The sequence below is a fragment of the Kitasatospora albolonga genome, from assembly GCF_039535905.1.
GTDB classification, from domain to species: domain Bacteria; phylum Actinomycetota; class Actinomycetes; order Streptomycetales; family Streptomycetaceae; genus Kitasatospora; species Kitasatospora albolonga.
In genome coordinates this window covers 153273-167298 of sequence record NZ_BAAAYB010000065.1, presented here as the reverse complement: position 1 = coordinate 167298, position 14026 = coordinate 153273, and the positions used below count along the sequence as shown (strand labels likewise).

The window sequence follows — 14026 nt, the reverse complement described above, 5'->3', positions numbered from 1 at the left end:
TCCGCCCGGCGCCGGTGGCCCGCACCGCCTTCCCCGCCCGTTCTCCCGGCGCCTGCGCCGTGTCCCCGTCGTGCCGCCCGCCCGGGCCCCTCGTGCTGACCGGCCGTCAGGCCTCGCTGCGGATGATGGCGAAGCGGGCGCCGAACGGATCGGTGAGCCAGGCCATCCGGCCCGATGCCGGGGGCGTCCATGCCGGGAGCAGCACGGCGCCGCCGTGGGCCGTCGCGCGCTCGATGGTCGCGTCCGGGTCGGTGACCTCGAAGTAGGGGAGCCAGCCGGCCTCGTCGTGGCCGGGCTGGGCCGGGGCGATGCCGCCGAAGGAGGCGCGCTGCTGGTCCCTCGCCCTCGGCGGTGGAGAGCACGGTGTACGTCATCCCGGGCACCTCGACCTGCTCGTAGCGCCAGCCGAAGAGCGCGCCGTAGAAGCCCCGCGCGCCCGTCGGGTCGGGTGTGTGCAGCTCGGCCCAGCAGAAGCTGCCCGGGACGGTGGTGGCCTCTCCAGGCCGGCGATCCCGCCCGGCTGCCAGACAGCGAACTGACCGCCCGCCGGATCGGTGAACGCCGCCAGCCGGGCCCGCCCCGGGGATGTCGTCGGGGGAGACCCGGACGGTCCCACCGGCCTGCTCGACCGCCTTTCGCGGTGCCGTCCGCGTCGGGCGTGTGGAAGTACACCGTCCAGGCGGAGTGCGCGCCCTCCTCGGTGGAGCGGGCCGAGCGCGGCGACCGTTCCTCCCGTCGTGCCGGAAGAAGCCGTAGCCCGCCGGCCTCGTACCCGGCCGATTCGAAGGGACCAGCCGAACACCGCCCCGTAGAAGGCGGCGGCCGCCGCGGTGTCGGGGCTGCCCAGGTCCAGCCAGTTCGGCGAACCGGTCCGGAAGTCGGTGCTGAGCATGGCGGAGAGCTCCCTCGAGGAGGACGGGTCGGGTCGGACCCGCCCAGCCTGCCACCGCCCACCGACAAACCGCGCGTCGGGCCTGACGGCCCGTCACCCGAACGGCAGGACCACCCGGAGCGCCTCCATCGCTTCGCGCTCCCCGGCGACCTCGACCGCCGCCCGTTCGCCGCGCCCGAAGGCGTACAGCACCAACTCGCCCGGCTCGCCCCGCACCTCGACCGCCGGTCCGCCCTGCCGGCCGACCGCCCACCGACCGGCCGTCCGGGCGCCGCAGCACCAGCAGCAACGGGCAGCCGCCGCCCTGCCTCCAGCCGGACCAGCATCGGCAGCCGCTTCCAGAGCAGTTCGGCCATCGACGGGGCGACCGGCTCCGGCTTCCACCCCGGGCCCGGCCCGGCGGACGTCCTCGGCGTGCACGTAGTACTCGACCAGGTTGGCCGCCTCGTCCACCCCGGGCAGCGCGAACGGCGAGAACCCCGGGCCGGTGCGCACCAGCCGCAGCAACTCCTCGTACGGGCGGGCCCGGTAGCGCTCCTGCACCCGCGCCGTCCCACCCCGCCAGCGGCCCGATCCCGGATGCCGGGCCGCCGCGTCCAACCGCCGCTCCCCGCAGGACCAGATGGGCCGCCAGGTCCCGCGTGGTCCACCCGACGCAGAGCGTCGGCGCCTCCGGCCCCGCCGCTCGCCGCAGCAGATCGGGCCATAGCCGCTCCCGCTCCCCGCGCGCAAAGCTCGTCATGCGGCCACCTTAGACGGACCGGCGACCGGGGGCGCCGTCGTGGTGACCCCCAGGGGGCGAGGAACTGCCCGGAAGGAAGGCGGACCAGCACCGGGCCGTGCCGTTCGTGGTCAGGGGGCGGCGGTCGAGCCGGCGAGGTGGCCGGTGAGCTTGCGGCCCTGCTGGCTGTTGCTGGCCGAGAGGGTGCAGGAGGCGTCGCGGTGGCCCTGGGCGTAGTGCTTCACGGACGGCCCGATCGGGTAGCCGTAGTACGGGCCGCCGGAGGGCTGCCGTGCCTGCCACTCGGCGGCCGCGGGTTCGCAGAGCTGGCGCAGCGCCCGGGCGATGTCGGCGTCGTCCGCGAGGCCCTCCGGGAGCTTGACCACGGCCACCCCCTCGCCGTCGTGCGGGGCCTCGCAGGGGCGCAGTTTCGGGCAGCGTGATCACCTTGCTGAGCTGCGGGTGGTCGAAGCACTCGCCCGGCCAGAAGAACGGGTAGGGCGGCCGCTCCCGGGTCGGCGAGGGGCTGGGCGAGGCGCTCGGGCTCGGCGGCGGGGCGGCCGCCGGCTTCCTCGCCGGCTCCGGCCAGAACAGCACCACGGCCCCCACGACCAGCACCAGCACGGCCACCACCGTGGCCACCACCCGACGCCGCCTCATCCCAGACCCCCTCGACTCTCCGGAGCCCACATTCTGTCCGCCCGCCCCCCGTCCCGTCAGCCCGTTCCCGGAGCCGGCCCAGGCCGCGCGGAGCCCGGCGGGCGGCAGCAGCATGGAGGGAGGACGAGCCACGGGAGGCACCCCATGTGGTGGGAGCCCACGGATCCGCGGACGCAGCGCTTACGCGTCGAGACGCGCCGGCTGCTGGCCCTGCTGCGGTCGGCCCTCGGGCGCACCGAACCCCTCCGGCAGCCGCTGGTCTGGGGCGTCGGCAGCGCACCCGGGGCCGACGGCCGCTGGGGCTCTCCGCTGGTGGTGGTGAACGCGGCCGAGGCCGGGCCGACCGGACCGGGCCGGTACCGCTGGGAGGACCTCCGGAGCGAGGGCTCGCCGGTGACGGACCTGCTGGCCGGCTGGGAGCTCGCGCCCGGAACGCGGTTCGACGTGACGGGCCGTCCGGTCCCGGCCGCCCGGATCGACCCGACCGACCAGGTGGTGGCCCCGCCCGGTGGCCGGGGCACCGTCGGCCTGACCTGCACCCACCTGGGCGCCCCGGCCTTCCTGACGGCCGGGCACCTGGTCTCCGGCAGCGGTGGCCGGGTCGAGGTCGCGGCCACCGGACGGGGCGCTCCGGTCGGCTGGGTGAGCGGCCAAGTGGTGCGCTGGAACGACCCGTTGGGCCTCGGGCCGATCGGCGGCTACGACTACGCGGTGGTCCGGATCGCCCCGCCGGACGACACCGCCACCGTCACCCACGCCGGCCCGCTGCCCGCACCCGGCCCGCCGTACGGGCCGCTCGCCGTCTCCGTCTACGGCGGCCGCTCCGGCCGCTGCCGGGGCACCGTCACCGGCGCCCTCGAACAGCTCGGCGACGCCGACCGGCAGTGGCTGACGCTCTGGCAGGTCGTCACCTCGGAACCGCTCGGGTACGGCGACTCCGGCAGCCTCGCGATGGTCGACTCCGGCCCGTACCGGGGCCGTCTGCTGGGCCACCTCGTCGGCGGCACGGTGACCGCGCCGCACGCCTTCGACCACTGCTACGTCCAGGACCTGCGCGCCTGCCTCGCCCACCAGGACGGGCCGGACGTCCTCCTCTGACACCACCCGGTCCCGTCGGCCTCGGCGACGGGATCCGCGAATCCACCCGGAGGATCCGATGAGCACCATCCGCAGCATCGCCAAGGGGGCCCACATCCGCACCAGGGCGGCCGCGCTGCCGTGCTCGGCCCGCCGGGAGCGAAGGCCGTCGCGGTCCGGCCGGCCCAGCCGGCCCAGGGGCAGCAGGGCGGCGGTGGCGAGGCCGCGGAGCCCCAGGAGAAGGCCACCGATCTCAGCTCGTTGCTCAACACCGTCCCGGTGGAGGTGGTGGCGCTCTACACCACCGTGCTCGGCGTGCTCACCAGCGTGCTGGCGGCCGACGCCCAGGACAGCTACCTCCCGCTGCGGTGGTGGCTCTACGGCGGCTGCGTGCTGGCGACGGTCATGGCCGTGCCGCTCGCGTACTCGCTCGACAAGGCGCCGCCCGCGGAGCAGGGACAGGAACCCGCGGCCGAGCCGCCCGTCACGGCCCCGCCGCAGAAGCCGCCCGGGGTGGACGGCCCCGCCGGCGCGTCCGCCCTCGTCCCGGCCGTCGGGGCGGCCGCGGCTCCGGCCGCCGTGGAGACCCCCGTCAAGAAGCCTCCCGGCCGGGACCGCCGGGGCCCCGTCGCGGAGACCTTCATGGCCGCCTTCTCCTTCGCGGTCTGGGGCCTGGTCATCCCCGAGTCCCCGCTCTACCTGCTGATGGAGGCCCCCACCCTCCCCGTGGTGGTCGCCCTGCTGAGCGCCGCCGGCGCCTTCCTGGCCAACAACGTCTTCGGCCCCTGGCTGGACCGCCCGGCCCGCCGCATCCGGATCACCCTGTACTGAGGCCCCGCCCCGCCGGGACGCCGCCCCGCACGGGTACCCTGCCTGCGGCACGACCCTCACCCAAGGGGTCAACTCATGCGCGTAGGCATCGTCGGTCACGAGGGTCTCTCCGACCTCAGCGAGATGCTGGTCCGGGGCGAGCTCTGGCGCCTCGTCACCTCGCACACCCCGCACGACCTGATCGGCGTCAGCTGCCTGGGCCAGGGGCCAGAGAGCTGGTTCGCCCAGTCCGTGCTGGACCACGGCGGCAAGCTGGAGGTCGTCCTGTCCGCATCCACGGCCCAGGCGGGCGCCTTCGCCGGGCCCGCCCGCTCCACCGTCCGCTCCCTGCTCAACCAGGCCAACGCGGTGCACCGCCTGGCGCCCGAGCAGTACGGCGGCCTCGGCGACGACACCTGCCGGGCGATGGTCGGGATGATCGACGAGCTGGTCGCGGTCTGGGACGGCGTCACCCCCGGTGCCCCGGCCGAGCTGGTCGCGGCGGCCAGGGCGGCCGGGTTGTACGTGGAGGTGGTCTGGCCGGCCGGATGTGAGAGCCCGTCAGCGGGATGAGCCGGGCGCGGGGTGCCCGGTGCCCGGACGAGGGCCGGGGGAGCGGGGCCGAGCTGCCACAATGGGCCCCATGTCGATCACTCCCGCCGCCCCCGGCAGCACCGCGCTCGACCCGGCGATCGCCGCCCGGCTGAAGCGGACCGCCGACGGCCTGCTGCCCGCCGTCGCCCAGCAGTACGACACCGGCGAGGTGTTGATGCTCGGTTGGATGGACGACGAGGCGCTGCACCGCACCCTCACCACCGGCCGCTGCACCTACTGGAGCCGCAGCCGCAGCGAGTACTGGGTGAAGGGCGACACCTCCGGCCACGTCCAGGCGGTCAAGTCGGTCGCCCTGGACTGCGACGGGGACACCCTGCTGGTGAAGGTCGACCAGACCGGCGCGGCCTGCCACACCGGCGCCCGCACCTGCTTCGACGCCGACGTGCTCCCGCTCTCCTGAACCGCTGACCTCCCCTTCGACCGAACGGTGCCCAGCCCCATGGATCTCGAGACCTTCCGCAAACTCGCAGTGGACACCCGGGTCATCCCGGTCTCCCGTCGGCTCCTCGCGGACGGCCTCACCCCGATCGGGCTCTACCGCAGCCTGGCCGGGGAGCGACCGGGCACCTTCCTGCTGGAGTCGGCCGAGCAGGGCAACTGGTCGCGCTACTCCTTCGTCGGGGTCCGCAGCGCCGCCACCCTCACCGCCGACCGGGACGGCAACGCCCGTTGGCACGGCACCCCGCCGGTCGGCATCCCCACCACCGGCGACCCGCTCGCGGTGCTGCGCTCCACCCTGGAGGCGCTGCACACCCCGCGCCACGACGACGACGGCCTGCCGCCGCTCACCGGCGGCCTGGTCGGCTACCTCGGCTACGACGTGGTGCGGCGGCTGGAGAAGCTGCCCAACCTCACCCCGGACGACCTCCGGCTCCCCGAGCTGACCATGCTGCTGGCCACCGACCTCGCGGTGCTGGACCACGCCGACGGCTCGGTGGTGCTGATCGCCAACGCGGTCAACCACAACGACCTGGCCTCGGGCGTGGACGAGGCGTACGCGGACGCGGTGGCCCGCCTGGACGCCATGCAGGCCGACCTGGCCCGCCCGGTCGACCCGGGCCTGGCCACCTTCACCCCGACCGCCGTGGAGCCGCACTCGCCGTTCGGCGGGGCGCCCTACCGGGCCGCCGTCGAGGAGGTCAAGGAGCGCATCCGGGCCGGCGAGGCCTTCCAGGTGGTGCCCTCGCAGCGCTTCGAAGTGCCCTGCGCCGCAAGGGCCTTGGACGTCTACCGGGTGCTGCGCACCACCAACCCCAGCCCGTACATGTACCTGTTCCGCTTCCCCGGCCCGGACGGCACCGCCGAGGGCGGCTTCGACGTGGTCGGCTCCAGCCCCGAGGCGCTGGTCAAGGTGACGGACGGTCAGGCGATGCTGCACCCGATCGCCGGCACCCGGCACCGGGGCGCCACCCCGCACGAGGACGCCGAGCTGGCGGCCGAGCTGCTGGCCGACCCGAAGGAGCGGGCCGAGCACCTGATGCTGGTCGACCTGGGCCGCAACGACCTGGGCCGGGTCTGCGAGCCGGGCAGCGTCGAGGTGGTCGACTTCATGTCGATCGAGAAGTACAGCCACGTGATGCACATCGTCTCCACCGTCACCGGCAAGGTCGCCCCCGGCCGCACCGCCTTCGACGTGCTCACCGCCTGCTTCCCGGCCGGCACCCTCTCCGGCGCCCCCAAGCCGCGCGCCATGCGGATCATCGAGGAGCTCGAACCCACCCGCCGCGGCCTCTACGGCGGCTGCGTCGGCTACCTCGACTTCGCCGGCGACTCCGACACCGCCATCGCCATCCGCACCGCCCTCCTGCGCTCCGGCACCGCCTACGTCCAGGCCGGCGCCGGCGTGGTCGCCGACTCCGACCCGCACGCCGAGGACACCGAGTGCCGCAACAAGGCCGCCGCCGTCCTGCGCGCCGTCGCCACCGCCAACACGCTGAAGGCCTCCGGCTGACCCCCGGTGAACCGTCGGTGTACGGCTCGGGGATAGTGGACGGGTGACCACCGAGCTGCCTTCGCCCCGTACCGCCGAACCCGTCGAGACCGCTGCTCCGAGCCCGAAGGGGCGGCGGATGCTCGGGGTGATGCTGGGGTGCACGGTGCTGGGGGCGGTGCTGGTGCTGACCGCGGTGAGCCGGGTGTGGGCCGAGGGGACGGCCGGGGGTCAGCTGGAGGTGTCGGCGACCGGGAGCGCGGTGTCGGGCCTGCCGGGCGGGCTGGCGCTGGTCGGGCTGGCCTCGGCGGTGGCGGTGTTCGCGGTGCGCGGGGTCGGCAAGCTGGTGGTGGGCGCGCTGCTGACGCTGGCCGGGCTCGGTGCGGCGGTGGCCGCGGTGCTGGGCGCCACCGACGGTGCCGCGCTGCACTCGGCGGCGGCCAAGAAGCTGGCCCTGGTGAGCGCCTCGGCCGAGCAGGTGAGCCACACCGCCTGGCCCTGGGTCGCCTTCGCCGGCGGACTGCTGCTTGCGGTGGCGGGCGCCCTGACGGTGCGTCACGGCCGGTCCTGGCCGGCCATGGGTGCCCGGTACGAGGCCCCGGCCCGGAAGGCGGCGCCGAAGCCGAAGGGTGCGGGCACCCCCGCGGACATCTGGCAGGCCCTCGACCGCGGCGAGGACCCGACGGCGTAGCGGTGGTCGACCCGGGGCCCCGCAGGGGCCTCCAGGGGCGCGAGGAACTGCGCGCAGGGGAACGGCAGTACGTGCAACTGGCTGACGTGCCCCGATCTCACCCTGGGCCGCCTTCCGTACTCGCGCAGTTCCTCGCGCCCCTGGGCCTTCGGCCCCCGGGGTGACCGCGGCGGACCCCCGCTTGGGGTCGGGTGTGTGGGCCCGGCACAATGGACGAGTCAACCCGACGGGCGCCCGCAGTCCGGCCGGGCCCCGCAGATTCAAGGAGCACCATCAGATGTCGGCAACCGCGCACGGCCACACCCCCGCCGCCTGGACCGGCTCGACCATCGCCTTCATCGGCTTCACGGTCAGCGGCGTTGCGATGATCATCCCCGCCGTCTGGCTCTTCTGGGTGGGCCTGGGCGTGGTCCTGCTCGGCGGTGTCGTCGGCAAGGCGATGTCGATGGCCGGCATGGGCAAGCAGCCCAGCCCGTACTTCGCCACCCCGGAGGAGACCCTCGCCCGTCGCGAGCTGGCCGCCAAGGCCGCCGCGGGCGTCTGATCCACGGTCGACGAACGGGAGCGGTGGGGCGCGCGGAGCGCCCCACCGCTCCCGTTCGCATGACACGCACCGCCGGCTGAGGGATGCGCCCCGGCCCCGGGGGCAGAATCGGCCCTGTGACCGCCGCCCCGCAGCCGAAGCCCGCCGCCGCCCCGCCCTCCCGGGCGCGCCGGACGGTCCGTCCGCTGCTGGCGCTGGTGGCGGTGGCCGTTCCCACCGTCTACGTGGCCGCGGTCGACCCGAACGCCCCGGGCCACTACCCCGTCTGCCCGGTGCTGGCCGCCACCGGCTGGTGGTGCCCGGGCTGCGGGGGCCTGCGAGCGGTGCACGCGCTGGCCCACGGGGACCTGGCCACCGCCGCGCACGACAACCTGCTGGTGGTGGTGCTGGCGATGGTCGTCGGGGTGCTGTGGAGCGGCTGGCTCTGGGCCGCGCTGACCGGTGGGCGGGCGCCGAAGGTCCGGTTCGGGCTGCCGCAGACGGTGCTCCTGCTGCTGGTGCTGGCGGTCTTCATGGTCTACCGCAACCTCCCGGTCGGGGCCGGGCTGGCGCCCCCGGTGCTCTGACGGAGCCCACGCGACGGCGTACGGCCGGGTCCGCTCCGCGAGACGCGCGCCGGGCGGATGCGGTTCGCGCCCCCCGCGCCCGATACCATCGAGGAGCCGACGGGGGCCGGAAGTTCCGCGCCGTTCAGCAGGACGGAGCAGGACGTGGTCCGCCGCCCGCGGTGAAACACCCGACGAGCCGGGCATGTGCCCGGCGGAATGATGGGGGCGCCCGCGTGAGTGTGCTCGACGAGATCATCGACGGGGTCCGTGAGGACCTCGCCGAGCGGCAGTCCCGGGTCTCCCTGGACCAGCTCAAGGAGCTGGCCGCGAAGGCCCCCGACGCCAAGGACGGAGTGGCCGCGCTGCGCGGCGACGGCGTCCGGGTGATCTGCGAGGTCAAGCGCTCCAGCCCGTCCAAGGGGGCCCTGGCGGCGATCGCCGACCCGGCCGCCCTGGCGCTCGACTACGCGGCCGGCGGTGCCGCCGCGATCAGCGTGCTGACCGAGCAGCGCCGCTTCGGCGGTTCGCTGGCCGACCTGGACGCCGTCCGGGCGGCGGTGGACACCCCGCTGCTGCGCAAGGACTTCATCGTCACCGCCTACCAGCTCTGGGAGGCCCGCGCCCACGGCGCCGACCTCGCGCTGCTGATCGTGGCGGCCCTGGACCAGCCGGCCCTGGTGTCGCTCATCGAGCGCGCCGAGTCGATCGGGCTCACCCCGCTGGTCGAGGTGCACGACGAGGAGGAGATCGCGCGCGCGGTGGACGCCGGCGCGAAGATCATCGGCGTCAACGCCCGCAACCTCAGGACCCTCGAGGTGGACCGGAACACCTTCGGCAACGTGGTGGACGCCATCCCGGCGCACATCGTGAAGGTGGCCGAGTCCGGCGTGCGCGGCCCGCACGACCTGATCGCCTACGCCAACCTCGGCGCGGACGCGGTGCTGGTCGGCGAGTCGCTGGTGACCGGCCGGGACCCGAAGGCGGCCGTGGCCGACCTGGTCGCCGCCGGTGCCCACCCGGCGCTGCGCAACAACGGACGGGGCTGACCCGCAGATGAACGCCCGCCTCGCTCCCGGCTGCCGGCCGCGCGGTTGCCGCGCGCCCGCGCGCCGGGTGCTGGGGCGGCGGGTCCGGTACGTGATCGGTTGTGAGCCGGGGCAGGTCCCCGGTCGGCGATGGCGACGCACGCACGGCTGACGTTCCGTCAGCACGCATGCCATGCACGCCACTTCACCGATTCACGAGGACGTAACTGCCATGTCCGAAAAGGACTACCTGCCAGGCACCCAGGTCCCCGACGCCCGGGGGTACTTCGGGGCGTACGGCGGCCGCTTCATCCCGGAGGCGCTGGTCGCCGCCGTCGAGCAGGTCGCCGAGGAGTACGAGAAGGCCAAGGCCGACCCGGCCTTCGCGGCCGAGCTGGACGGGCTGCTGAAGGACTACACCGGCCGCCCGAGCCCGCTCACCGACGTGCACCGGTTCTCCGCCGAGGCCGGCGGGGCGCGGATCCTGCTCAAGCGCGAGGACCTCAACCACACCGGCTCGCACAAGATCAACAACGTGCTGGGCCAGGCCCTGCTCACCCGCCGGATGGGCAAGACCCGGATCATCGCCGAGACCGGCGCCGGCCAGCACGGCGTGGCCACCGCCACCGCCTGCGCGCTGTTCGGCTTCGACTGCACCATCTACATGGGCGAGGTCGACACCCAGCGCCAGGCGCTGAACGTGGCCCGGATGCGGATGCTCGGCGCCGAGGTGGTGGCCGTGAAGTCCGGCAGCCGCACCCTCAAGGACGCCATCAACGAGGCCTTCCGCGACTGGGTGGCCAACGTCGACGACACCCACTACCTGTTCGGCACGGTCGCCGGGCCGCACCCCTTCCCGGCCATGGTCCGGGACTTCCACCGGGTGATCGGCGTGGAGGCCCGCGAGCAGGTGCTGGAGCGCACCGGCAGGCTCCCGGACGCCGTGGTCGCCTGCGTCGGCGGCGGCTCCAACGCGATGGGCATCTTCCACGAGTTCATCCCGGACGCGGGCGTCCGGCTGATCGGCTGCGAGGCGGCCGGCGAGGGCGTGGACACCGAGAAGCACGCGGCCACCCTGACCAAGGGCGACCCGGGCGTGCTGCACGGCTCCCGCACCTACGTGCTGCAGGACGAGGACGGCCAGACCATCGAGTCGCACTCGATCTCGGCCGGCCTGGACTACCCGGGCGTCGGCCCGGAGCACGCCTGGCTGAAGGACACCGGCCGGGCCGAGTACCGTCCGGTGACCGACGACGAGGCGATGCAGGCGCTGCGCCTGCTGTCCCGCACCGAGGGGATCATCCCGGCCATCGAGAGCGCCCACGCGCTCGCCGGGGCGCTCAAGCTCGGGCGCGAGCTGGGCCCGGAGGCGACCATCCTGGTCTCGCTCTCCGGCCGCGGCGACAAGGACATGCACACCGCCGCCGAGTACTTCGGCCTGTACGACGCCGCGCAGAACGACAGCAACGGGGGCAAGTGATCATGGCTTCGAAGTTGAGCTCCGTGCTGGCCGCCGCCAAGGCGGAGGACCGCGCGGCCCTGATCGGCTACCTCCCGGCCGGCTTCCCGACCGTGGACGGCGGGATCGCCGCCGTGAAGGCGCTGATCGAGGGCGGCTGCGACGTGGTCGAGATCGGCCTGCCGCACTCCGACCCGGTGCTGGACGGCGCGGTCATCCAGACCGCCGACGACATCGCGCTGCGCGGTGGCGTGAAGATCAAGGACGTGATCCGCACCGTCGCCGAGGTGGCCGACGCCCACCCGGAGGCCGCGGTCCTGGTGATGACGTACTGGAACCCGGTCGAGCGCTACGGCGTGGCCCGCTTCGCGGCCGACCTGGCGGCCGCCGGGGGAGCGGGCTGCATCCTGCCCGACCTGCCGGTGGAGGAGTCCGGCGAGTGGCGCTCGGCCGCGGCCGAGCACGGTCTGGACACCGTGTTCGTGGTCGCGCCGAGCAGCAAGGACGCCCGGCTGGCCGAGGTCACGGCGGCCGGCTCCGGCTTCGTCTACGCCGCCGCGGTGATGGGCGTGACGGGCACCCGGGCCGCCGTCGGCTCGATGGCCGAGGACCTGGTCGCCCGGACCCGGGCCACCACCGAGCTGCCGGTCTGCGTCGGCCTAGGGGTCTCCAACGCGACCCAGGCCGCCGAGGTGGCCGGCTTCGCCGACGGCGTGATCGTCGGCTCCGCCTTCGTCCAGCGCATCCTGGACGCGGACGGCGAGCCGGCCGCGCTGGACGCGGTCCGCTCGCTCGCCGCCGAGCTGGCCGAGGGCGTCCGCAAGCGCTGACGCCACCCGCCGCCCGACCGAGGCCCGTGCGAACCCCCTCCGGGGGGCGCACGGGCCTTCGTCATCCCGGGCCGCGCCACGCTCGGGAGCGCCCCGCAGGGGCGCGGGGAACTGCGCGAGTACGGAAGGCGGCCCAGCGCTAGATCGGGGCAGGCGAGCCAGTTGCACGTGGTGCCGTTCCCCTGCGCGCAGTTCCTCGCGCCCCTGCGGGGCGCTCCGCCATTGCCGCGTCAGGGACGACACTCCGGCGGGCTGCCCCGTCCGGGTGAAGTACCCGGCTCCGACGCATCGGGGGGGATTGACCGGCGTTGAGTGGAGGGACGAGTTCGTGTGCGGTACGGACCGTTCCCGACCGAAGGAGTCCATCCAGTGCCCTGTTTCCAGCGCGCCGTCCTGCTCAGGGCGGCGGTCGCCGCCCTGGTGCTCGGCGTCGCGATGGGGGCGGAGGCGACCGTCGGTCCGGCGATGGCCCGGCGCGGGGTGGAGCGGGCCGAGCACGAGGCGTACCGCTGCGGGCAGTTGGCCAGCGCGGACTCGGCGGCCCGGGCCGGGCGCTCGCAGCCGGAGGGCCGGCCCCCGCTGGGGTCGGCGGCCGAGCGGCTGCGCTGCCGCCAGCTGCGCTGACCCACCGTCAGTGAGATCGGACATACGCACTATTCCATCACTCATTCGGCTTAAGGTGCGAATGTGGAGTAACCGCCATTCATCCCCTACGGTTCATCAGGAAGCGTGAGCGGCAGCCACGTCACGACGCACCGATGGGGGAGGACACCCGATGGCCAGTGAGCAGACCGCCGAGCGTCCGGGCGGCGGGTCCGCCCTGCGCAGGGCGGTGGACGGTCCGCCCGGTGAGTGGTTCGGGCTGGTGGTCCGGCTCGGCCTGGCGGTGGTCTGGGCCTGGGCCGGGCTGGCGAAGATCGCCGATCCGGCGGAGGCCGCCCAGGCGGTGCGGGCGTACGAGATCCTGCCCGAGTCCCTGGTCAAGCCGGTCGGCTACGGGCTGCCGTTCCTCGAAGTGACGCTCGCCCTGCTGCTGTTGATCGGTCTGGGCACCCGGATCGTCGCGGCGGTCTCGGCCCTGCTGCTGCTCGCCTTCATCGCCGGGATCGCCTCCGCGTGGGCCCGGGGCATCTCGATCGACTGCGGCTGCTTCGGCGGCGGCGGTGCGGTCGACTCCTCGAAGACCGAGTACGCGCAGGAGATCGCGCGCGACACCGGCTTCCTGCTGCTGGCCGCCTGGCTGGTCTGGCGGCCGAGGACCAAGCTCTCGGCCGACGCCTGGCTCAACGCCTGAACGGCCCGCGCCCGCCCCGGACCTGACGGACTCCCGACGACTTTCCCCGCCCACCCGGCCCCCACCTTGGACGTACCGAGACATGAGCGAGAAGAACCGAGAAGGCAAGCGCACCGCCCGCGAGCGGATGCTGGAGGAGCGGGCTGCGGAGGAGGCCCGGGACAAGCGCAAGAAGAAGCTGGTCATCGGCGGCGCGGTGCTGGCCGTGATCGCGGTCGGCGTGGTGATCGGCGTGGTGGTGCAGAACCAGCGCGACAAGCCGGACACCCCCGTCGCCCACCCGGCCGGGACGATCGGCGAGAAGAACCTGGTCATCCCGGACGGCCCGTCCAACGCCCCCTCGACGCTCACCGTCTACGAGGACCCGCGGTGCCCCGCCTGCGGCATCTTCGAGCGTGAATTCGCCTCCACGGTCGACCAGTTGGAGGACGCCGGGAAGCTCCAGGGGAACTACCACATCGTCTCCTTCATCGACCGCTCGCTCGGGGGCAAGGGCTCCAAGTACGGGGCCAACGCGCTCGGCTGCGCGCAGGACGCGGGCAAGTTCCGCGCCTACCACGACGTGCTCTACAAGAACCAGCCCGAGGAGACCGCCGACACCTTCGGCACCAAGTCGACCCTGATCGACCTGGCCAAGCAGGTGCCGGGCCTGGACTCGCCGGCCTTCGAGAGCTGCGTCAACGACAACAAGTACGCGGACTGGGTTTCGGCGGTGCAGCAGGACTTCGACAAGTCCAGCTACAAGTCGACCCCGACGGTGCTGCTCAACGGCCAGCCGGTCTACCCGAAGAACGCGGCCGGCGAGCAGATCTCCCCGGAGAACCTGGTGAAGTGGGTGGACGAGGCCAACGCCGGCAAGCAGCTCGGCACGGTGGCCTCCGCGCCCGCCTCGCCGGCCCAGTAGCGAACGTTCGGAAGCTGTGACCCCGC

Annotated in this window: 17 protein-coding genes and 1 pseudogene; 15 read left to right on the top strand and 3 right to left on the bottom strand. The window is 74.3% G+C overall.

Features of this window, described 5'->3' with window-relative positions; all coding sequences use genetic code 11:
* Positions 1–106: 106 nt before the first annotated feature.
* From ABD946_RS16785 to ABD946_RS16775, 3 genes and pseudogenes are all read right to left on the bottom strand, one after another.
* Positions 107–310, bottom strand: coding sequence for a VOC family protein (locus tag ABD946_RS16785; RefSeq protein WP_345284365.1), 204 nt, complete (start codon positions 308–310; stop codon positions 107–109).
* A 675-nt stretch (positions 311–985) separates the two neighbouring features.
* Positions 986–1634: pseudogene (locus ABD946_RS16780) on the bottom strand (TIGR03085 family metal-binding protein).
* 110 nt (positions 1635–1744) lie between these two features.
* Positions 1745–1999, bottom strand: coding sequence for a hypothetical protein (locus tag ABD946_RS16775; protein WP_345284349.1), 255 nt, complete (start codon positions 1997–1999; stop codon positions 1745–1747).
* A gap of 418 nt (positions 2000–2417) precedes the next feature.
* On the opposite strand from ABD946_RS16775, the gene ABD946_RS16770 reads away from it, so the two are divergent.
* From ABD946_RS16770 to ABD946_RS16705, 15 genes are all read left to right on the top strand, one after another.
* Positions 2418–3371 carry a chymotrypsin family serine protease gene (locus ABD946_RS16770; RefSeq protein ID WP_345284348.1) on the top strand — a complete coding sequence of 318 codons (954 nt, stop codon included), beginning with the start codon at positions 2418–2420 and terminating at the stop codon, positions 3369–3371.
* Between the two features lie 120 nt (positions 3372–3491).
* Positions 3492–4181 carry a hypothetical protein gene (locus ABD946_RS16765; RefSeq protein WP_345284347.1) on the top strand — a complete coding sequence of 230 codons (690 nt, stop codon included), beginning with the start codon at positions 3492–3494 and terminating at the stop codon, positions 4179–4181.
* A gap of 75 nt (positions 4182–4256) precedes the next feature.
* Complete coding sequence (locus ABD946_RS16760) at positions 4257–4733, top strand: hypothetical protein (RefSeq protein WP_345284346.1); 477 nt, start codon at positions 4257–4259, stop codon at positions 4731–4733.
* Positions 4734–4803: 70 nt separating this feature from the next.
* On the top strand, positions 4804–5175 hold the full coding sequence (gene hisI / locus ABD946_RS16755; RefSeq protein ID WP_345284344.1) for a phosphoribosyl-AMP cyclohydrolase: 372 nt from the start codon (positions 4804–4806) through the stop codon (positions 5173–5175).
* A gap of 39 nt (positions 5176–5214) precedes the next feature.
* Positions 5215–6726 carry an anthranilate synthase component I gene (locus ABD946_RS16750; RefSeq protein ID WP_345284342.1) on the top strand — a complete coding sequence of 504 codons (1512 nt, stop codon included), beginning with the start codon at positions 5215–5217 and terminating at the stop codon, positions 6724–6726.
* 43 nt (positions 6727–6769) lie between these two features.
* A complete protein-coding gene (locus ABD946_RS16745; RefSeq protein WP_345284340.1) occupies positions 6770–7396 on the top strand; it encodes a TIGR02234 family membrane protein in 627 nt (208 codons plus the stop codon).
* 277 nt (positions 7397–7673) lie between these two features.
* Positions 7674–7940, top strand: coding sequence for an HGxxPAAW family protein (locus tag ABD946_RS16740; RefSeq protein WP_345284338.1), 267 nt, complete (start codon positions 7674–7676; stop codon positions 7938–7940).
* A gap of 116 nt (positions 7941–8056) precedes the next feature.
* Complete coding sequence (locus ABD946_RS16735; RefSeq protein ID WP_345284336.1) at positions 8057–8506, top strand: DUF2752 domain-containing protein; 450 nt, start codon at positions 8057–8059, stop codon at positions 8504–8506.
* Positions 8507–8721: 215 nt separating this feature from the next.
* Positions 8722–9534: an indole-3-glycerol phosphate synthase TrpC gene (gene trpC / locus ABD946_RS16730; protein ID WP_345284335.1), complete on the top strand. Its 813-nt coding sequence runs from the start codon at positions 8722–8724 to the stop codon at positions 9532–9534.
* Positions 9535–9541: 7 nt separating this feature from the next.
* On the top strand, positions 9542–9685 hold the full coding sequence (trpM, locus tag ABD946_RS42735) for a tryptophan biosynthesis modulator TrpM (RefSeq protein WP_380148896.1): 144 nt from the start codon (positions 9542–9544) through the stop codon (positions 9683–9685).
* A gap of 60 nt (positions 9686–9745) precedes the next feature.
* A complete protein-coding gene (gene trpB, locus ABD946_RS16725) occupies positions 9746–10993 on the top strand; it encodes a tryptophan synthase subunit beta (protein WP_345284333.1) in 1248 nt (415 codons plus the stop codon).
* Between the two features lie 2 nt (positions 10994–10995).
* Complete coding sequence (trpA, locus tag ABD946_RS16720) at positions 10996–11802, top strand: tryptophan synthase subunit alpha (protein WP_345284331.1); 807 nt, start codon at positions 10996–10998, stop codon at positions 11800–11802.
* 369 nt (positions 11803–12171) lie between these two features.
* On the top strand, positions 12172–12426 hold the full coding sequence (locus ABD946_RS16715) for a hypothetical protein (protein WP_345284329.1): 255 nt from the start codon (positions 12172–12174) through the stop codon (positions 12424–12426).
* 151 nt (positions 12427–12577) lie between these two features.
* Positions 12578–13096 (top strand): MauE/DoxX family redox-associated membrane protein, encoded by a 519-nt coding sequence (locus tag ABD946_RS16710; RefSeq protein ID WP_345284327.1) that lies wholly within the window; start codon positions 12578–12580, stop codon positions 13094–13096.
* Positions 13097–13178: 82 nt separating this feature from the next.
* Entirely contained in the window at positions 13179–14000 is an 822-nt protein-coding gene (locus ABD946_RS16705) for a DsbA family protein (protein WP_345284325.1), read from the top strand.
* Positions 14001–14026: the final 26 nt, after the last annotated feature.

Coding starts and splice junctions, on each gene's coding strand:
- ABD946_RS16770 (WP_345284348.1), top strand. CDS start 2,418: ATGTGGTGGGAGCCCACGGATCCGCGGACGCAGCGCTTACGCGTCGAG.
- ABD946_RS16760 (WP_345284346.1), top strand. CDS start 4,257: ATGCGCGTAGGCATCGTCGGTCACGAGGGTCTCTCCGACCTCAGCGAG.
- hisI (WP_345284344.1), top strand. CDS start 4,804: ATGTCGATCACTCCCGCCGCCCCCGGCAGCACCGCGCTCGACCCGGCG.
- ABD946_RS16750 (WP_345284342.1), top strand. CDS start 5,215: ATGGATCTCGAGACCTTCCGCAAACTCGCAGTGGACACCCGGGTCATC.
- ABD946_RS16740 (WP_345284338.1), top strand. CDS start 7,674: ATGTCGGCAACCGCGCACGGCCACACCCCCGCCGCCTGGACCGGCTCG.
- trpM (WP_380148896.1), top strand. CDS start 9,542: ATGAACGCCCGCCTCGCTCCCGGCTGCCGGCCGCGCGGTTGCCGCGCG.
- trpB (WP_345284333.1), top strand. CDS start 9,746: ATGTCCGAAAAGGACTACCTGCCAGGCACCCAGGTCCCCGACGCCCGG.
- trpA (WP_345284331.1), top strand. CDS start 10,996: ATGGCTTCGAAGTTGAGCTCCGTGCTGGCCGCCGCCAAGGCGGAGGAC.
- ABD946_RS16710 (WP_345284327.1), top strand. CDS start 12,578: ATGGCCAGTGAGCAGACCGCCGAGCGTCCGGGCGGCGGGTCCGCCCTG.
- ABD946_RS16705 (WP_345284325.1), top strand. CDS start 13,179: ATGAGCGAGAAGAACCGAGAAGGCAAGCGCACCGCCCGCGAGCGGATG.